The organism is Ruegeria sp. HKCCE4148 (assembly GCF_017872495.1).
Taxonomy (GTDB): Bacteria; Pseudomonadota; Alphaproteobacteria; order Rhodobacterales; family Rhodobacteraceae; genus Ruegeria.
The window spans coordinates 107,328-126,504 of record NZ_JAEDOS010000009.1; the positions used below are offsets into that span (position 1 = coordinate 107,328).

Below are 19,177 nucleotides of genomic sequence, written 5' to 3' on the forward strand. Positions count from 1 at the left end.
GTACCCCTGATGGCCAACCCACTTTACGATGGTTTGTTCGGCGTTCACGCAGGAAAAGACACAACTTTTTTGTATTTGCCTGATGGTAAAACCCTCAGCTATCAAGCGTTTTTGCACACCGCGGCTCAGATCGCCCATGTGACCGTTAAGCTGGGCCTGAAACCCGGTAATCGTGTCGCCGCACAGATTGAAAAATCACCCGAGGCGCTGGCGCTTTTTGCGGCCTGCGCGCAAGCGGGCCTTGTGTTTCTGCCGCTCAACACCGCCTATACTGCGGACGAGCTGACCTATTTCATCGAAAACAGCGGTGCGTCGCTAGTTGTTTGTGACAGCGGCGCCCTAGACAACCTTTCGCCTATTGCAGCCCGACTTGACGCACAGATCGAAACCCTGAACGCCGATGGCTCGGGTTCTCTTTTAGATCAGACAGCAGGGCTGCCCACGCATTTCGAAACCGTTGACCGGGACGAAGAGGATTTGGCCGCCTTCCTCTATACCTCTGGCACCACCGGTCGATCCAAAGGCGCGATGCTGTCCCAGAACAACTTGCTATCCAACGCACAGACATTGGTTGACGAGTGGCGCTTTACTTCTGACGACGTGCTGCTGCACGCCTTACCGATCTTTCACACACATGGGCTGTTTGTGGCGACCAACGTCATGTTGGCGGTAGGTGGCAGCATGATCTGGCTGCCCAAATTCGATCTGGACCAGATCATCGACTGGATGCCGCGCGCCACGTCGATGATGGGCGTTCCAACTTTCTACACCCGCCTGCTGGGAGACACGCGTTTCACCAAGGACCTGTCGGCCCATATGCGGTTGTTCGTGTCCGGCTCGGCGCCTTTGCTGGCAGACACCCATGTGCAGTTCGAGGATCGTACCGGCCACCGTATCCTGGAACGCTATGGCATGACCGAAACCAATATGAACACGTCAAACCCCTATGACGGCGAACGGCGCGCAGGAACCGTTGGCTTCCCGTTGCCCGGGGTCGAGCTCAAGGTCTGCGACACCGATGGCAACACCCTTCCGCAAGGAGAAATCGGTGTCCTAGAGGTACGCGGCCCCAACGTCTTCAAGGGCTATTGGCAGATGCCCGAGAAGACCGCTGCGGAACTGCGCTCAGATGGATTCTTTATCACCGGTGATCTGGGCCGTGTTGATGAGGACGGATACGTTCACATCGTTGGCCGCAACAAAGACCTGATCATCTCGGGCGGGTACAACATTTACCCCAAAGAGATCGAACTGGTTTTGGACGACCAACCCGGTGTGCTGGAAAGCGCGGTGATCGGTGTGCCGCACCCGGACTTCGGCGAAACCGTCCTGGGCGTGATCGTGGCCGAGCCCGGTGCGAGCCCCGATTTGGATCAGATACAGACCTCAGTGTGCAAAAGCCTGGCCCGGTTTAAGCATCCCCGCGAACTGATCCTGATGGACGAACTGCCCCGCAACACCATGGGCAAAGTTCAGAAAAACATCCTGCGTGATCAGTACAAGGACATGTTCACAAACGCCTAAGGCCGAGCGTCTTTACACCCTGCCTTGGGATTTCCATCCAAGGATGCTGAGGCAGGCAAACAAAACTGCCGCCACACAGACAATCGATGGCCCCGCCGGGGTGTCGAAAACGTAAGCTGCTCTCAGCCCAGCAACGGCTGAAAACGCGCCGATCCCGGCGGCAATCAGGGCCATGGACTCGGGTGAACGCGCCAAGTTGCGGGACGCTGCGGCCGGAATGATCAGCATGGCCGCAATCAGCAGAACGCCCACAACCTTGATCGCCACCGCCACGGTGACAGCTAGGGACAGTGTCAGGATCAACTGCTCTCGCTTAGGATCAAAGCCACTGGCATAAGCCAGTTCTTCGTTCAGAGTGGCCGTCAACAGCTGCGACCAGCGCCAGGTGATTAGCGCGACAACCAACGCCGCACCGCCCCAGATCACGATGAGGTCCGAGCGCGATACGGCCAGAATATCCCCGAACAGGTAAGCCATAAGATCAATGCGTACACCGGACAGGAATGAAACGGCGACCAAGCCAAACGCCAGGGCAGAATGCGCCAGGACTCCCAAAAGCGTATCCATCGCATAGCCACGACCAGCCAAAAGGGTCACGGTCAGCGCCATCATCAGTGCCACGGCCAGCGCACCAGTGAAGATTGACATTTGAAAGGTCAGAGACAGCGCCACACCCAGAATTGCGGCATGTGCGGTTGCATCTCCGAAATACGCCATGCGCCGCCACACGACGAAACACCCAAGAGGGGCCGCTGCAAATGCCACACCAACACCGGCGAGCGTCGCGCGGGTCATAAAATCATCAAGCATTATTCCGCCGCTTCTTTAGGGGGGTGGTCATGATCATGTTCATGATCGTGATGGTGGTCATGCTCATGGCGATACAGCGCCAACGCCCCACCGGTGCCTGTACCAAACAACGCACGGTATTCCGGCGCCGACGCAACAACCGCCGGAGAGCCTTCGCAACAGACATGCCCGTTGAGGCATATCACCCTGTCCGAGGCGCTCATGACCACGTGCAATTCATGGCTGATCATCAGGATGGCACATCCGGTTTCACGGCGCACCGCCTCAATCTGCTGATAGAAGCTGGCTGACCCGCGTTGGTCCAGACCCTGGGTCGCCTCGTCCAGCAACAGAATGTCCGGACGGTTGATCAACGCCCGCGCCAGCAGCACCCTTTGGAACTGTCCACCGGACAACTGCGACATCTGGCGGTGCAAAAGATCCGGCACGCCCGCAGTTTCGAGCGCCAAACCGCATTGCGTGCGAGACACGCGGTCGGTCAGGCGCATGAACCGTTCAACGGAAATGGGCAATGTCGGGTCGACATGCAATTTCTGCGGCACATATCCGATTTTCAACCCTGGCTTCAGGGACACTTGCCCAGAAGACGGACGCGTCGCACCGATAATGGCACGCAGCAAGCTGGTTTTTCCCGATCCGTTGGGACCAACGATGGTGACGATTTCACCCGGTTCGACGGCCATGTCCACACGACTCAGCACGGTATGCGCGCCATAGCGCACGCTGAGGTTCTCAACAGTGATAAGGGCCATCTTTACGCCTTTTCGGTGCAGTCAGGGCAGAGACCTTCGGCTTCTACAACCGTTCGTTCGATCTCGAAACCCGCTGCGCGCGCTGCAGCACCCAGAACACCCTTGGCGGGGGCTGATTGCGCTTCGGCCACTGCATCACACTTTCTACAGATCATGAACGCCGGAGAATGCGACTGCCCCGGATGCGAGCACGCCACAAACGCATTCAACCGCTCGATCTTGTGGACAAATCCGTTCTGCACCAGAAAATCCAACGCGCGATAGGCAACGGGCGGCTGCGAACCAAATCCTTCGGCGCGCAACCGATCCAGAATTGCGTAAGCCCCAAGCGCACGGTGTTCTTGCAGCAGCATCTCAAGCACCTTGCGGCGCACTGGTGTAAGACGCAGCCCTTCGGTGCTGCATCGAGCTTCGACCGAGGCCAAGGCTGTTTCGACGCAGGTTTGATGGTCATGTTCCAGAAACCCTACCGGAGCCGAGTCCTTGACCGGCGCAGGGCGCGCATCACTTGTCATGTTATTTCATATCATGTATTGCCACTCGCAACGTTATAAAATCACACAGAGGGTCTGATGTCCAGAAAGCTTCTTCCATTGTCGATCACGGCTGCATTGATGGGTGGAACAGCCCTTGCGGACGCGCCAAACGTTGCGGTTGATATTGCACCAATCCATTCGCTGGTCGCCCGCGTCATGGACGGTGTCGGAACCCCGGACCTGATCGTTGCACCAGGTGCTTCGCCGCATGAATACAACCTCCGCCCTTCCGAGGCCGCAGCGCTGCAAGAGGCCGATCTGGTGTTCTGGATGGGCGAAGATCTGACGCCATGGATGGAGAATGCGATCGATACGCTGGCTGAAGGCGCAACCGTTACATCCATGCTGGAGGCCGACGGTACCGTTCTTCTTGAATTCCGCGAAAACGCTTTGTTCGAAGCGCATGATCACGGCGACGAAGATGACCACGACGACCACGCCGAAGACAAGGATCACGACGATCACGACCATGACGATCACGCCAAAGAAGATGGGCACGATCATGAGGATCATGACGGACATGACGAGCACGATCATGACGATCATGCCAAAGATGACGACCATGATCACGAAGAACATGCGGACCACGATGGGCATGACGAGCACGACCACGAAGATCACGCCAAGGATGACCATGATGATCACGACGACCATGGCCACGAAGGGCACGACCATGGTGACCATGATCCACATGCCTGGCTTTCACCGGCAAACGCAGAAACCTGGCTGAATGTGATCGCGGCGCAGCTGTCTGCGGCGGACCCTGAAAATGCTGGCACCTATTTTGCCAACGCCGCCGCCGCGCGCGAGGAAATGGCTGCACTGTCTGCTGAAGTGGCCGAAACGCTGGACCCTGTACGGGGCGGCAGCTTCATCGTGTTCCACGACGCCTATCAGTATTTTGAAGACGCCTTCGACTTCCCCGCCTCTGGCGCAATCTCACTCAGCGATGCGTCCGACCCCAGCCCAGCACGCATTGCGGAAGTTCAAGGACGTATCCGCGATGAAAGTATCGACTGCGTTTTGGCAGAACCCCAGTTCGATCCGGGGATCGTTGAAAGCGTTATGGGTGGCGTCGAGGCCAAAACCAGCGTGATGGACCCCCTTGGATCCGATCTTCAGCCAGGCGCGGATCTTTATCCTAACGTCATTCGCAACCTTGCGAAATCCTTGGCCGAGTGCCTTTGACTCTATTGCTACAGCCCGACCATGGTCGGGCTCCTTGCAGCCCGGGGTAATGCGTTCAACGAGTGGTCCTGTTACGTGACTGCTTCGCCCCGGGCGCTCAGCCTTGCGGGTCCACCTCTGGTACGAAATCGACCCATTATTTCATCTGTGGCAGTCTGAAACCTGTTCAAACGCGCATCACAGAAAACCCGCGATCTTGTCGAGCGTCGCGCGACTGACCGCGACCCCCGACTGCCGAGATGACAGGCGCTTGGTACGGCGGCCGTCTCCGGGCAGATGCGCAGCCTCCTGCGCACGGATCGCCCCGACCAGTTCGGCAACACCGGTCTCAAACACACCCGACGCCGTTATCGTGGGATCAATCGCGATGAAGAATTGACCTGTCTTCGGCGGGCCGCCCACAGTTCCGGAAAACGGGGACGCGTTGATGCCCAAACTGGCCCCCGTCAGCGCTGCGGCCATGAGCTCTACCATGAGCGCGACGCCGACGCCTTTATATCCACCTGACGGTGCCATAGAGCCCTTCAGACCAACTTCAGGATCGGTTGTTGGGTTGCCATCCGCATCCAACGCCCACCCAACCGGGATTGGTTTGCCTTCGCGCGCATGTTTCATCACTTCGCTTTTGGCTATGGTACTGGCGCTCTGATCGATCAGCAGGGCGGGTTCGCCATCGGGGCCGGGCGCGGCAATGGAAAACGGATTGGTTCCAACCACAGGCTTCGACCCACCGGAAGGCGCGATCGAAGCGGGGGCGTTGGTGAACCCCAGTCCCACCAGCCCGGCCTGGGCCAAACGATAAGTGTGGTAGCCCAAAACGCCACAGTTATAGCTGTTTTTTATGGCCAGCACCGCGACGCCCTGTTCTCGGGCCGCCGGGATCAGGGTCTCGAACCCTGTGTCAATGGCCGAATGCGCAAAGCCGGTTGCGGCGTCAACCGCCACAACACCGGGTTTGGGGCGTGATAGAACGGGAACCGCTAAACCATCGACCTTGCCGCATTGCACATGCTCGCAATAGATCGGGATATAGGCGAGCCCGTGACTTGCAACGCCATCGGCTTCGGTTGCCGCTGTGGCCTGCGCCAGCGGGCGGGCATTTTCTTCGGATGTGCCAGCCGCAACGAGCGCACGGAAAGACAGGTCTTCGATCTCAGCAAGGGTCAGGGTTTGTGTATCGGTCACTTTGGCGTCTCTTCAATCATTGTCAGAAAGCCCGGACCCTGCACCCAGCAGGCGGGATTCCTCGGTTGCGGGGGCATAGGTGCGGTGGGCATAGCGGTTCAGCATGTCCCAATCCTGCGGGTCAGGATAGGCGCGTGTCTCTTGTTCACGTGTTGCGGTCGGTGCACCGCCTCGGGAAACCACGACCGTGTGGGCCGTTTTTGGCAAACTGTCCGGGGCCATGAGCCAATCCTCGCCCACGACATTCTGAACCGTGTCGATCTCAATCGTCAGCGCTTCGTTCAATTTACGCGCGGCGTGGCGCGCAAACGGCAGCATCAAGGCGGGCACTGCGACGTTCCGCATCTCGATTGGACTCGTTTTCAGCAAGTGGGCCGCATCAGACAACAAAGGCCCCGCAGACAAGGGGCACAACGCCTCTTCGCCCTGCCAGAGACGATCAATCTGCCCAGGGCGATGCGTCGCCGGGTCCGAAGCCAGCCCCTGCTCCAACAACGAGGACAAAATCCCGGCCCCATCCAGCCCCTGCGCGCACAGCCAGCGGGCCGCCTTCGACGCCTCCTCGGCCTGGCCCCAGGAATAGCCCGCGCCACGGGTGGCCCGTTTTGCGGTTGCTTCCATCTCGTTGAGCGAAAAATTCATGTTGGTTCCTGCGGGTAGACCCAAAGATCCGCGTTTTCAGAAGTCAGCTCCTCCGGGTACGGCGCACCGGAATACATGCAGATTCGCACCCATCGATCCGAACGGGGGTCAAAATGGGTTGCTCCAAAGAAAGACAGCTTTGCCCGCAGCATGTCGATAGGCAGCACCTTTGACCCAATCGTGTTATCCCGGATTTCACCATAGGGTGCGGATGGGGTCATTTGTACGCGCCGGATCGTGTGGCGATGTTCCGGGTGACGCAACAGAAATTCGGCCACGGGCTTGGTGTCTTCCCACCCGCCCAGCGCGTCATAGACAGCCGCTGCATCCCGCGCCGGAGCCAGAGGTTGTTCATAGTCAGAAATGGGTTCATCAAACCGTTCCCCCATGCGGGGTTCCAGCTTTTCTTCAGAAACATACCACGCCCGCGCGCAATTCTCGCGGACGTCCCAATCCAGATCCAAAGCCCAGGCATATGTTTCCCGGATCAGATCACGAACTGTCCCGATGGACATGGTTCCATCAATTACAAACGCCTGCGAACGGGTGTCTGCCATGCACGAGGCCAGCCCGTCCACCAAATCGCTATAAGGCTCCAGGATCAGCGACGCCAGCAACTCCTGACCTTCCTCGCTCAACGCGGTTTCTGACCAGTCCACCAGTCGATTCCACGGTCGATCTGCGGTCAAATTATCTTGGCGCAGATACTCGGAGATCAACAACAGGTCAGCCTTCAATGCCTCGAGCTTTTTGACCTGTATCGGATGTTCAGACCGCCACCACGAAACCGACAGTCGGCTGCGTTCGAAAACATCGCGGAACCGTGCGATCTCGGCTTCGCTGGCCACGTCCACAGACCGAACCCGCGCAATCGCTTCTTCCCGTACCATGATCCAGTTGTTGAACAGAACAGGGTGGTTGACGATAAACGGCGCCATGCCAAGCCCGGTAGAGTTACCAATCCCCAGCCAGCGGGAAATTTCTGGGTCCAAAGTTGCAGCCTGATCGCCGCCTTGGACGTTCGCCATGTGTTGCACCAGATCCCGCACAAACGCCCGGGTCAGAAAGACCGATAGCATCTCGACCTGAAACGGGGCCTGCGTCTCGGGCCGGTCGGCAACTTTTTCCCGATCCGCCGCGCCAAATTTGCCCGAGCCATATACAGCAGTTGTCCGCATCAGGTACCCAACCTGATAGATCTGCTCTACATCCGGCTGCTGGCCTGCGGCCAAGGATTTCACAACATGGTCCCAAAGGCGGACCGAGCGATTGGCACGAGACAAGGACAGCTCGCTCTCGCTCACCCGCCCGGCCTCTTGCAGGGGTACGTTTTGGGAAAGGCGGTCGATGTCGGCCTCGGTCGGGATGCCGTCGAACAAAGCAAAGGTGGCATCCCACGCTTCGGCAATCACACGATCCGAGCGTTGCTCCGGCGGCAAGTCATGAGCAAAGGCCACCAGCGAATATGTCCGATCCGGCCCTTGAGCGGTATAGACCGCCCGACCAACACCATTGGCGTCAATGTCGAAGAGAGGCCGTGTGAACGACCAGTTTTCCCGTGCCATCCGGCGGGTCAATTGCCGCATGAAACTCAGTCGACACTGATGCAAAGAACCCAACCGCGACAGCCGCATAACTGTGGCCGGGTCTCGTCTTTCGATCTGTGTCTGCGTCTGAGCGTCCATTCAACTACCCCTGAGCACCGAAATTCTCGGCAAAGAACCTGTACCAGTTTTCACCCATGATACCGGCCACTTCTTCATCGTTCAGACCGGTCGCACGCAACCCGGATTCGATGTTTCCAAAATCCCGATTGTCCTGAAACCAAGACGGCATCGGGGGGAATCCGGGGTTACTTGCCGACCCCTCACCATAATCGATCTGCTTCGACCAACGACCGACCCGCATCCATTCGACAACGCTGTCGGGCTGATCCTGGCACAGATCCGTTCCGATCCCGAGATGTTCCGCTCCGTATTTCTCAGCCGTCCGCGCAATCATCTCGCAGAAGCTTTCAAGGGTGCAGTCCGACTTGTCCTTCAGATGATGAGGATAGACCGAAAACCCCAACATCCCACCGTTTTCAGTCACCGCACGGATCACTTCGTCTCGCTTGTTGCGCAGGGCCGGGGCCCAATCAAACGGGTTAGCGTGAGTGATCGCAATCGGACGCTCGGACAGCTCGGCCGCCTCGATCGTGGACCGGTCGGCTGAATGGCTCATGTCAACGACAAGCCCGACCCGGTTCATCTCTTTGATCACCTGACGCCCCATGCGGGTGATCCCGGTGTCTTCGGCTTCGTAGCAGCCTGTCGCCAACAGCGATTGGTTGTTGTAGGTCAGCTGCATAAATCGCGCGCCCAATGTATGCACGATTTCGACCAAGCCGATGTCGTCTTCGATGGGCGATGGGTTCTGAAACCCAAAGAAAACTGCTGTGCGCCCGGTTTCCCGCGCCGTGTCAATGTCGCTGGCCCATTGACCCTTCATGATCAGGTCCGGGTATTGTTCGAACCAGCGGTTCCACTTTTCAAAGTTCAGAACGGTTTCACGGAAATTTTCATGATAGGCGATGGTGACGTGGATCGCGTCCACGCCCCCTTCGCGCAATTGCCGAAAGATCTTTTCGGACCAGTTGGCGTATTGCAGCCCATCGATCCGCATCAGATCGGCTTTCCGGCGCTGATATATGCAGTTTTGACCGTCGTGTAGAATTCGGCCGCCGCCTTGCCCTGTTCACGTGGGCCATAAGAGCTGTCACCACGCCCGCCAAAGGGTACATGATAATCCGTGCCCGCTGTGGGCAGGTTCACCGTCACAACCCCGGTGCGCGCATTGCGCCGGAAATGTGTGGCGCGGGCCAGATTTTGCGTGACGATGCCCGAGGTCAGACCGAAATTGGTATCGTTGACCGTGGCCAAGGCCTCATCATAGCTGTCGACCTTGATGACCGAGGTCAGCGGCGCGAACATCTCTTCCCGGTTGATGCGCATGTCGTTGGTGGTGTTCAGGAACACGCCGGGGCTCATGTAATACCCATCATGCGGCATGTCCAAACGCTGCCCGCCGCAGGCCAGTTCAGCGCCTTCGGATCTACCCAGATCAACATAGGCCAGGTTCTCGGCCAGTTGCTGCGCGCTGACGACAGGGCCCATCTGAGTCCCCTCTTCCAGCGCGTGACCGACTTTCATCGCCTGAGCACCCGATACCAGTTTCTCGACAAACGCGTCATGCACAGCGGCATGAACCACCAGCCGCGATGAGGCGGTACATTTCTGACCGGTTCCTCCAAACGCGCCGCCCAATGCCAGCGAAACGGCAAGGTCGAGATCGGCGTCGTCCATCACGGCCAGCGCATTTTTCGATCCCATCTCCGTCTGAACCTTGGTCAGGTTCTGGATGGCCGCTGCTGCAATGCCCTTGCCCACCGGCACCGATCCGGTGAACGAGATGGCGTTGACCTTCGGGCTTTCCACCAGCCGTTGCCCAATGGACCGACCCGAGCCCATGACAAGACTGAACAGGCCCTTGGGAATATCCTGACGGTTGATGATCTCGGTCAGGGCCACGGCAGAGGCAGGCGTGATGTTGGCGGGTTTCCAGACTACCGCATTGCCATAGCAGAGCGCCGGGGCAATCTTCCACGAAGCCGTCGCGGTCGGGAAGTTCCACGGGCTGATAACGGCGACCACGCCAACCGCCTCGCGGCGCACGTCAATCTCGATATCAGGACGTACGGAATCTGCGTTCTCACCGATCTGACGCAGGCATTCAGCTGCGTAATAGGTAAAGAACTGACCGGCGCGATAGACCTCGCCCTTCCCTTCTGCAAAGGGTTTACCTTCTTCGCGGCTGAGCAAGGTGCCCAGCTCTTCGGCACGGGCCATCAGCTCGTTGCCGATGTTCATCAGCACCGCCTGCTTGCGTTCGAGCCCGTAGGCCGCCCATTCGGCTTGCGCGACACGCGCCTGGTCCAGAGTCACGTCCAGCTGATCCGCACTGGCTTGTGCGAAATGGCCAACAAGGTCGCTCAGGTCTGAAGGATTGCGGTTTTCGATCTCGCTTTCGCCGGCAAGCCATTCGCCAGCAATCAGGTTCAGGTTGGTCACGGTTCGCCCCAAAAAAAATAGAAGTTGGGGCATAATGGACTTCTCACACAATATCAGTCAAATTCAATATAATTGACCAAACTTCAGGAATTTTGAAATTTGACACTAAAAATCGAAATGCTGCGTTGTTTTTGCACGGTCGCGCAAACGGGCAACTTGTCGGAAGCAGCCGACCGGTTGGGGCGCACACAATCTGCTGTCTCGATGACATTGAAACAACTTGAGGACCACTTGGGAAAAAAGCTGTTTGTTGGCGAGCGTAAGAACCACCTATCTGCATTGGGCGAGCAAGTGTTTGAGTTGTCTCTTAAACAAGTCCGCCAGTTTGACCAAACGGTGCAGTCGATCGAAGCTGCTGCTCATGCCGCCAATGGATTGATCCGAATTGCGTCCGTCCCTTCGGTCGCCGCGTTGGTGTTCCCGTCCGTGCTCGAACACATGACACACCGTTTCCCAGGCGTGAAAGTCGAACTAATGGACGCTGATACGCGACAGGTTTTGGATGCGCTTGCCGAGGGCAAAGCTGATATTGGCATAGCGTCAGGCTTTCACCCCGTTAAAGGGGTTAAAGCGCACCTCTTTTTCGAAGATCAGTTCGGTCTTGTCTGCGCCGCTGATCATCCGTTCAACAAAAAGGCGGTTCCGCCCAGTGTAAATGATGTGGTCACACCTTCATTTGTGCGAAACGCCTTGTGCGACCTCATCGAGACGCCTGAGTTCGTTAAGGCGGTTGAAGAGGCGAATGTCACCATTCACAATACGCAGTCCCTGATAACAATGGTTGGAACGGGCAAGTGGGTTACCATCCTTCCGCAAACCGTTGCTCGTATTATCCCTGAAAGCATGGCCTTTCGCACATTGTCCGATCTACCCGACAGGCGACAGGTCTATTTGTATGTGAAGGAAAGGCCTCGGTTCAAAGCCTTGGCAGATGAATGCAGCGCATTCATTCTTGCCAGCAAGCTGACCTGAGGCCCCCCTTTCAATCGCAGCATCTGTTAGCGGTTGTCCCGACCTGCTTCTTGCAAAATCCAATCCCGAAATGCCCTGAGTTGCGGCTGTTTTATCGCGTCAGATGGGTAAACAAGATGGTAGGATCTGGAAGGTGCAAAGTCTTTGGCAAACGGCCGTATCAACTGGCCGGATTGTAATTCAGCCTCGATCAACGGCAGTAACCCAAGGGAAACACCCTGTCCCGACAACACCGCTCGGAGCAGAACACTCGAATCGTCTATAATCACACCGGGAAGGTGGTCGCCGGTTTCCACCCCGTGTGCATCGAACCACTCCAGCCAGTCGACTTGATCCTTCCAGTGCAACAGAGGTAGGCGCAACAAGTTTGCAGGTTCGGTAGGATGGCCCCCCTCTGCGATCAGAGATGGGCTGATGACGGGCGACGTTGGGAAACGCAGCAGCGCCTCTGACGTCAATCCCGGCCAATCTCCGTCCCCCCAGGCCAGCATCATATCGGTCTGACCATCCGAAAACTCCACACCACCCGGGGAATACTGAAGATGCAGGCCTGTTTCCGGGAAACGTTGCCAAAAGCTGAACAGGCGGCGGGACAACCATTGCGACCCAATCAGCGCGCCGACGCCAACCGTTATTGACGATCTATTAGCGGTCTGGCGCGCGTCCTGCACGGCCCGGTCAAGCCGCGCGAACACCGCCTCGCACGCTTCGGAAAACTGCTGCCCTGCTTCGTTCAAAGCAACCGACTGCGCATGGCGTTCAAACAGGGGGCAGCCCAGATGAGCCTCGAGCGATTTGATCTGTGAACTCACGGCTGTGGGCGTCACACCAAGTTCAGTTGCGGCGCGTTTAAAGTTTCCATACCGCGCGGCAATCCAAAAGACACGAACTGCCCCGAGCGGTGGAACGTCACTGCCGCTTTGCCTCATGAGACCAACTTTAAGTTATCCTAGATATAAAGATTCTATATCTGTGCAAAGCTGCCAGTGCAATGCAGGCTAATGCTGAACAACATCCCCGCGATGCAGCACCACTTTGGCAAACCCACCAGAAGAGACCCCAGATGCCACGAGATTTGCCTTTGCAGGCCAAATATTACACTCAGCCGGACTGGTTCGAGGTCGATAAAGAGAAAATCTTCTTCCGAAGCTGGCAATGCGTTTGTCATGTGTCCGAAGTTGCGGAGCCGGGCGATTTCAAGACATTCACCATCGTTGATGAGGATGTCTTTGTCATTCGCGCACAGGATGGTGGCATCAATGCGTATTACAATATCTGCCGCCACCGCGGTCATCCGCTGGTCGAAGGGTCAGGCAAGGGCAAAAGGGTGTTGGTCTGCCCTTATCATGCGTGGACTTATGAAATTAACGGCCGACTGCGCCGCGCGCCGGGTTCTGCGGAAAGCGATGGGTTGACCTGTGACCAGATCAACCTGCGCACTATTCAGGTCGAGGAGTTCTGTGGCTTTGTCTTTGTGAACCTAGACGAAAACGCTGAGCCTATGGGGCCCGGGCTTGAGGAATACCGCGACAACATCCTCAGCTTTCATTCCGACCCAACAAAGCTGAAATTTGTCTGCGAAACTGAAATCGAACATGACAGCAACTGGAAGCTTTCGGTCGAAAACTACAACGAGTGCTACCATTGCCCGACAGTGCATGCGAGCTCGCTGACCCATGGCGTTCTTGAGATGGACGGATACACAACGGTCCCGCACGGGAAGACAATCTGGCATGATGGCAAGGCGCAGACAAAGAACGAAAAGCAGTATGATTATGATCTGAACGCCGGCCCACGCGCAGGTGATTACGGTGCCTACTGGATCTTTCCCAATGTGTCGATGTGCTGTTACCCCGGAGGGTACTTTACGATCCGTCAGTTTTTGCCTGTGGCATGGAACAAGACGATCTATCGGTATCGGTGGTTCTCAAGCGGAGGCATTTCGGATGAAGATGTGATTGAACTGATGCACAAGCACAAGGAAACAACCGGGGCCGAAGACGAAGTTGTTGTCTCCAAGATCCAGAAAGGCATGCAAAGCCGCGCGTTCGAACCGGGGCCTTATGTCATCGGTGACGGCTCTGGTGCGATGAGTGAGGTCGGGCTGCGCCATTTCCACAATTTGTACCGCGAAGCGTTGGGAGAGGCTTGATGAGTGACGTAATCCGTCAGGACTTGGCCGCGCTTTACCGCCTTGCTCATTACTATGGCTGGACCGACCTGACATCGACCCACATTTCAGCGCGTCTTCCAGAGGACCCTGATCATTACCTGTTGAACTCACACGATTTGATGTTCGACGAAATCACGGCTTCGAACCTGACCCGTATGTCTTTCGACGGGCAGGCCGTGGATGACGGGCCGGGCAGCGGTAAGATCGTCAATTTGGCCGGGCACATCATCCATTCGGGCATTCTGTCGGCTCGGCCTGACGTGAATTACGTGATCCACAGCCACACGCGCGCTGGCGTTGCCGTGTCGGCCATGCCCGAAGGGTTGTTGGCTTTGTCCCAACACGCGGGATTTGTACTGGGTACGTTGTCGAGCCATCCCTATCAGGACTCCACAGCGGTTGAGAACGAAGGTACCCTGTTGGCGCGCGACCTTGGTAGCAATTTTGCCATGCTGTTGCAGAACCACGGGCTGTTGGTGGTCGGACGCACGGCGGCAGAGGCCTTTATTTATCACTACTACCTTGAGATGGCCTGCAAAATTCAGGTCGATATTCTGAGTTCAACGGACAAGCCGATCACGATCACAGACGATGCAATGGATGCCTTGCACGACTGGGGGGCGCCGCAAAACGGACCACATGGGGGCGTCCAGTGGCCAGCGCTGATGCGTATGCTGGATCGAAGCGTGCCGGAGTTCCGGTCATGAGTGACAATGACCTGATCATGGCCCAACGCGAAGGTGCCTGTCTGACTGTCACGATCAACAGGCCAGCAAAGGCCAACTCGCTGACACCTCAGATGCTGGTCTCTCTGCGTGACGTTTTCCTTGAAGCCGGCAGTGACACAGCGCTGCGGGCTGTGATCATTACCGGCGCATGCGGGCGTGTTTTCTGCGCTGGCGCGGATCTAAACACACTTTCCATCGACGTGAACGGCCCAGACCCCTGGGACGAAATGGCCGAAGCGCTCAGAGCCATCCCGGTACTGACTCTGGCTGCCATTAATGGGCCTTGCATCGGCGGGGGGATGACACTGGCCCTTTCCTGCGACATCCGGGTTTGTGTGCCCGAAGCACGGTTTTCCTACCCGGTGCTCAAGAACAACGTTTTACCCGGTCAATACGATGTAAACAGGATGCACGCCTTGATTGGCCCGGGTCGGAGCGCAGCAATCCTGTTGGGGGGCGATGCCGTCAGCGCAGAGGATGCAGCCATGTGGGGTCTGGTCGACCGAATGGTGACGCAAGAAGTTTTAACAGACACCTGCCAAACGTTGTGTGCACCGGCCATAGCCTCTGCCGACGGGCATCTGAAAACCCTGAAATCCATGCTCGGAAGGAGTTCCAGATGAAAGGTATCCGAATTGTCGACATGACATCCGTTTTGTCCGGGCCGTTCTGCACCTGGCTAATGGCCAGTCTGGGCGCCGACGTTATCAAGGTGGAAAACCCGACTGGTGACCTTGCCCGCACAACTCCGCCGTTCGAGAATGACATCAGCCTCTATTTTGCGTCCCTGAACCGCAACAAGCGCTCGGTCGTTCTGGACCTGAAGACTGAACAGGGCAAAGAAGCCCTGCACAAGCTGCTGGCCACAGCAGATGTGTTTGTCGAGAACATGCGGCCCGGTGTGCGCGACCGGTTGGGATGCAGCGACGCCGATCTGAAACGGATCAACCCGCGCCTGATCTCGGCCTCGATCAGCGGCTTTGGGCAAACCGGAAGCCTTTCGCACCGCCCGGCCTATGACATCGTGGTCCAAGCAATGAGCGGCATGATGAGTATTAACGGAGAGTTGGACGGAGACCCCACCCGCGTCGGCTTTTCGATTGGGGACATCTCGGCTGCGCTGTTCACCACCATCGGCATTCTGCAACGTCTGTATGCGCGCGACGCACAAGGGAGCCAAAGTACCAGTCACTTGGACGTTTCCATGCTGGCCTGTCAGTGGGTTTGCTTGGAAAATGCCTTTGCGCGTTATCTCAATGCCGGGATCGTTCCAAAACCCATCGGCTCACGCCACCCGTCGATGACACCTTTTGAACCCTATCCGACAGCGGACCGGGATATCGTCATTGGCCTGGGAAGTGACAAGGACTGGCCCCGTTTTTGCGAGGCCATAGGATACCTTGACCTGCTGGACGACCCGCGCTTTCAGGGCGATGAGGTGCGGCTGGCCAATCGCGACGCTCTGGATCAGGTGTTGGGCGCGCATCTGAAACAGCATCCGGCATCTCATTGGATACAGATTTTGATCGACAACAGCATTCCGTGCTCGATGGTCGAGAACATCCAAACGATTGCAGACGATCCTATCGCAGAAGAATACGCCGCCTTTTCCACCGTAAGCTCTGAAGGGAAGGATATGCGTTTTGCGCGCAACCCCATTGCAGATCGCGGCCTTCAGGAAAGCCCGGCACCCCGCCTTGGACAACATACGAACGAAGTTCTGTCAGAACTGGGATATGACGATGCAGCCATCGCAGTTTTGACACGCTGAACTCAAAACTCTCCGACCAAGACAGGACCATTCGAATGCCCGAGTTTCAAACACCTGATGGGATAGCGCTGTACTACGAGGCAACCGGAACAGGTGCCCCGATTGTATTTGTGCACGAATTCGGCGGCGATTACCGCAGTTGGTATCGGCAGGTCTCGGACCTGTCGGAGTCCTTTTGCTGCATCACCTACTCGGCGCGTGGGTTTCATCCCTCTGCGATCCCCTCAGACCGCGCGCAATATGGGCAGGCGCAATCAACCGGTGATCTTTTGGCGTTGTTCGATCATCTGGGTCTGGACGCCGCGCATCTTGTCGGAACCTCGATGGGCAGTTTCACCAGCCTGGACTTTTCCCTGAACCACCCCCAACGCGTCCTGAGCGTGACGCTGGTTGGTAACAGCTCTGGACCCCGCGATCCGGGCGAACAGGAAAACTATCGAAGAACCTGGGTCGGGCACGAAATTCAGCTGCGTAAAGACCGGGGAGGAGACGGAGCCGTCGCGGTGCTGGAAAATGATGCCGCCTATCAAGGCTTTCAGAAAAACGACCCCGATGGTTGGGCGACATATTCTGCAAACCTGCGCGGTCAGTCTGCCGAAGGGGCTGTGCATGTGTTATCTACCCTGCATTGGAACCGGCGTTCCCTTTTTGACGACAGCGCTCGGCTGCAGGCTTTCAAAACGCCTGTCATGCTCGTGACCGGGGATGACGATTATTATCTGGTCGGTGAAACAAATGCATTCTTGAAGGACACCCTTACCAAGGTCAGATGGCATCGTTTTCCGGCGACAGGTCATTTGGTCAATATCGAACGGTCAGACGCGTTCAACCGCCTGCTGGTCGAGTTTATCGAGGAGCCGTCACACGAAAGCTGATCCTTACCGATTGCTGGAATGCGGCCCGATCTGCAGCGGTCTCGTGAAAACCAGGAGGCATTTTGAGGAAGTGCAACGCCCCAAACCGGGCGACTAAATTTGGCGCCAATGCGGACCAAGCTTGACCCAACATACAATTGGAACGACCGTCCTGTGCGACACCTTGCATGAAAGGGCATCCCCATGAGCAGCCATATTCGGCAAGAAGAAAGAACGCAGCGCCGTGATCGTTCGAACATGCTGATCATCATCTCGGACGAGCATCGAAAGGACGCGATGGGATGTGCGGGACACCCTATCGTCAAAACGCCCAATCTTGACGCTTTGGCCGCGCGTGGCACGCATTTTACCAATGCTTACACGCCCTCGCCCATGTGTGTTCCAACCCGCGCGGCGATCGCAACCGGTGATCATGTTCACAAGACCCGGTATTGGGACAGTGCATCGCCCTATGATGGCCGCATCCGAAGCTGGATGCGTCATTTGCGGGATCAAGGGGTGAAGACCGTTTCCATCGGCAAGCTGCACTTTCGTTCGGCCGAAGATGACAACGGTTTCTCGGAAGAACTCCTTCCCATGCATGTTGTGGGCGGCGTCGGATGGACGATTGGCCTCCTCCGCGAAACCCCGCAACCCTACGATGCGGCGGCAGAGTTGGCCGCAGATGTCGGCATTGGGAACAGCACTTATACCGACTATGACCGCGAGATAACCAAAGCTGCCGAAGCGTGGTTGCAGAACACGGCGGACCCGGATCAACCTTGGGCCGCATTTATCTCGCTGGTCAGCCCGCACTATCCGCTGACATGCCCGGAAGAGTTTTACACCATTTATGATCCTGCGCGGATTGACCTACCCGTCGGATACGAGAACCGTTTTCGCCCAGAACACAGAGAGTTACGGAATTTGGCGGGCTTTTTCGACTACGAAAAGTACTTTGACGAACAAAGGATGCGCGAAGCCAAGGCTGCTTATTATGGCCTGACCAGTTTCATGGACGATTGCGTCGGTCGCATTTTGAAGGCGTTAGAGGCAAGCGGTCAGGCCGAAGACACAGTTGTCATCTATGTCTCGGACCACGGGGACATGATGGGTGATCAGGGTTTCTGGACCAAACAAGTGATGTACGAACAATCCGCAGGGGTCCCAATGATCCTTGCATGGCCTGGCGTGCCAAAGGGGCGCAAGGTGGCCACCGGAACCTCGTTGATCGATCTGGCGGCCACTGCGCTCGACGCCACAGCAGTATCCCAAGACGAAATCAGCCGCGCTTTGCCCGGTGTTTCCCTGCGCCAACTGGCCCGTGAGCCTGACGATCCAGACCGCACCATTTTAAGCGAGTACCATGATGGCGGGTCAACCACCGGAACGTTCATGGTGCGGTGGCAGCAATGGAAGTATGTCCATTATGTCGGCCATGATCCGCAGCTTTTCGATCTTGCAACCGACCCGAACGAACTCCGGGATCTTGTCGCCCTGCAATCAGATGGCGCCTTTGCACTGGCTGCTCTTGCCGAAGGTGAACGCCGGTTACGAGAAATTTGCGATCCCGATGCTGTCAACGCACTATGTTTTGCCGATCAAAAAGCGAGGATTGAAGAACTGGGCGGAGAGGAAGCTTGTCGGACGGCTTATTGCTTCAATCACACGCCGACCCCGAGCGAGCAGGAGAAGATGCGTCAAGCAAGCGCCCTGAGAACCTGATTTGGCTTTTTCCGAGGATATTCCGTTTTTGCGGATATTCTTTGCCGAACCAGGGGTTCAACCGGCGTTTGACAGAGCCTGATGGAACTTAATTTGACCGCGTTACGTTTGTGTTATGGGTTTGACGCGTTTAGAATGGTCTGTTGTTAGATATTCTGACGCTGTTTACGTGATTAGGGTTTGCACCTCTGAGCTTCGGGTTACGAGG

18 protein-coding genes are annotated in these 19,177 nt (G+C 57.0%); 9 read left to right on the plus strand and 9 right to left on the minus strand.

Features of this window, described 5'->3' with window-relative positions; all coding sequences use genetic code 11:
• Window positions 1-9: 9 nt before the first annotated feature.
• Window positions 10-1,524 (plus strand): malonyl-CoA synthase, encoded by a 1,515-nt coding sequence (locus I9187_RS18695; RefSeq protein ID WP_209940291.1) that lies wholly within the window; start codon window positions 10-12, stop codon window positions 1,522-1,524.
• Window positions 1,525-1,536: 12 nt separating this feature from the next.
• Here the strand turns inward: I9187_RS18695 and I9187_RS18700 are convergent, their stop codons facing one another.
• From I9187_RS18700 to I9187_RS18710, 3 genes are read right to left on the minus strand one after another with little or no spacing between them, the layout of a single operon-like run.
• Window positions 1,537-2,334: an iron chelate uptake ABC transporter family permease subunit gene (locus I9187_RS18700; RefSeq protein ID WP_171180944.1), complete on the minus strand. Its 798-nt coding sequence runs from the start codon at window positions 2,332-2,334 to the stop codon at window positions 1,537-1,539.
• Window positions 2,334-3,086: a metal ABC transporter ATP-binding protein gene (locus I9187_RS18705; RefSeq protein WP_171180946.1), complete on the minus strand. Its 753-nt coding sequence runs from the start codon at window positions 3,084-3,086 to the stop codon at window positions 2,334-2,336. The genes I9187_RS18700 and I9187_RS18705 overlap by 1 nt, the downstream gene beginning before the upstream one ends.
• Window positions 3,087-3,088: 2 nt before the next feature.
• Complete coding sequence (locus I9187_RS18710) at window positions 3,089-3,601, minus strand: Fur family transcriptional regulator (protein ID WP_171180948.1); 513 nt, start codon at window positions 3,599-3,601, stop codon at window positions 3,089-3,091.
• 57 nt (window positions 3,602-3,658) lie between these two features.
• Between I9187_RS18710 and I9187_RS18715 the strand changes: the two genes are divergently transcribed.
• Window positions 3,659-4,810, plus strand: a complete 1,152-nt coding sequence (locus I9187_RS18715) for a zinc ABC transporter substrate-binding protein (RefSeq protein ID WP_209509769.1) — start codon at window positions 3,659-3,661, stop codon at window positions 4,808-4,810.
• Between the two features lie 177 nt (window positions 4,811-4,987).
• Here I9187_RS18715 and I9187_RS18720 read toward each other — a convergent pair whose 3' ends face one another.
• Genes I9187_RS18720 through I9187_RS18740 form a run of 5 tightly spaced genes read right to left on the minus strand, consistent with a single transcriptional unit; the run spans window position 4,988 to window position 10,779 of the window.
• On the minus strand, window positions 4,988-5,995 hold the full coding sequence (locus I9187_RS18720; protein ID WP_171180958.1) for an Ldh family oxidoreductase: 1,008 nt from the start codon (window positions 5,993-5,995) through the stop codon (window positions 4,988-4,990).
• 12 nt (window positions 5,996-6,007) lie between these two features.
• Window positions 6,008-6,637: a DUF3726 domain-containing protein gene (locus tag I9187_RS18725; protein WP_171180960.1), complete on the minus strand. Its 630-nt coding sequence runs from the start codon at window positions 6,635-6,637 to the stop codon at window positions 6,008-6,010.
• Window positions 6,634-8,322 (minus strand): hypothetical protein, encoded by a 1,689-nt coding sequence (locus I9187_RS18730; RefSeq protein WP_171180962.1) that lies wholly within the window; start codon window positions 8,320-8,322, stop codon window positions 6,634-6,636. Before I9187_RS18730 ends, I9187_RS18725 begins: the two co-directional genes overlap by 4 nt.
• Window positions 8,323-8,326: 4 nt before the next feature.
• On the minus strand, window positions 8,327-9,301 hold the full coding sequence (locus I9187_RS18735) for a membrane dipeptidase (RefSeq protein ID WP_245223298.1): 975 nt from the start codon (window positions 9,299-9,301) through the stop codon (window positions 8,327-8,329).
• Entirely contained in the window at window positions 9,301-10,779 is a 1,479-nt protein-coding gene (locus I9187_RS18740) for an aldehyde dehydrogenase family protein (protein ID WP_171238783.1), read from the minus strand. Before I9187_RS18740 ends, I9187_RS18735 begins: the two co-directional genes overlap by 1 nt.
• A 66-nt stretch (window positions 10,780-10,845) precedes the next feature.
• Here I9187_RS18740 and I9187_RS18745 point away from each other — a divergent pair, with 66 nt between their 5' ends.
• Complete coding sequence (locus I9187_RS18745) at window positions 10,846-11,718, plus strand: LysR family transcriptional regulator (protein ID WP_171180966.1); 873 nt, start codon at window positions 10,846-10,848, stop codon at window positions 11,716-11,718.
• Window positions 11,719-11,744: 26 nt separating this feature from the next.
• Here I9187_RS18745 and I9187_RS18750 read toward each other — a convergent pair whose 3' ends face one another.
• Window positions 11,745-12,647: a LysR substrate-binding domain-containing protein gene (locus I9187_RS18750; protein WP_171236222.1), complete on the minus strand. Its 903-nt coding sequence runs from the start codon at window positions 12,645-12,647 to the stop codon at window positions 11,745-11,747.
• Window positions 12,648-12,781: 134 nt separating this feature from the next.
• On the opposite strand from I9187_RS18750, the gene I9187_RS18755 reads away from it, so the two are divergent.
• The 6 genes from I9187_RS18755 (at window position 12,782) to I9187_RS18780 (ending at window position 18,969) form a co-directional block, all read left to right on the plus strand.
• Window positions 12,782-13,870, plus strand: a complete 1,089-nt coding sequence (locus I9187_RS18755) for an aromatic ring-hydroxylating dioxygenase subunit alpha (protein ID WP_171180970.1) — start codon at window positions 12,782-12,784, stop codon at window positions 13,868-13,870.
• Entirely contained in the window at window positions 13,870-14,598 is a 729-nt protein-coding gene (locus tag I9187_RS18760) for a class II aldolase/adducin family protein (protein ID WP_171238782.1), read from the plus strand. The genes I9187_RS18755 and I9187_RS18760 overlap by 1 nt, the downstream gene beginning before the upstream one ends.
• The gene (locus tag I9187_RS18765) at window positions 14,595-15,242 is read left to right on the plus strand and encodes an enoyl-CoA hydratase/isomerase family protein (RefSeq protein WP_171238781.1); all 648 of its coding nucleotides are present in this window, start codon (window positions 14,595-14,597) and stop codon (window positions 15,240-15,242) included. Before I9187_RS18760 ends, I9187_RS18765 begins: the two co-directional genes overlap by 4 nt.
• Complete coding sequence (locus tag I9187_RS18770) at window positions 15,239-16,390, plus strand: CoA transferase (protein ID WP_171238780.1); 1,152 nt, start codon at window positions 15,239-15,241, stop codon at window positions 16,388-16,390. The genes I9187_RS18765 and I9187_RS18770 overlap by 4 nt, the downstream gene beginning before the upstream one ends.
• Window positions 16,391-16,425: 35 nt before the next feature.
• Window positions 16,426-17,265, plus strand: a complete 840-nt coding sequence (locus I9187_RS18775) for an alpha/beta hydrolase (protein WP_209509771.1) — start codon at window positions 16,426-16,428, stop codon at window positions 17,263-17,265.
• 183 nt (window positions 17,266-17,448) lie between these two features.
• Entirely contained in the window at window positions 17,449-18,969 is a 1,521-nt protein-coding gene (locus tag I9187_RS18780; RefSeq protein WP_171238779.1) for a sulfatase-like hydrolase/transferase, read from the plus strand.
• The last annotated feature ends 208 nt before the right edge of the window (window positions 18,970-19,177 follow it).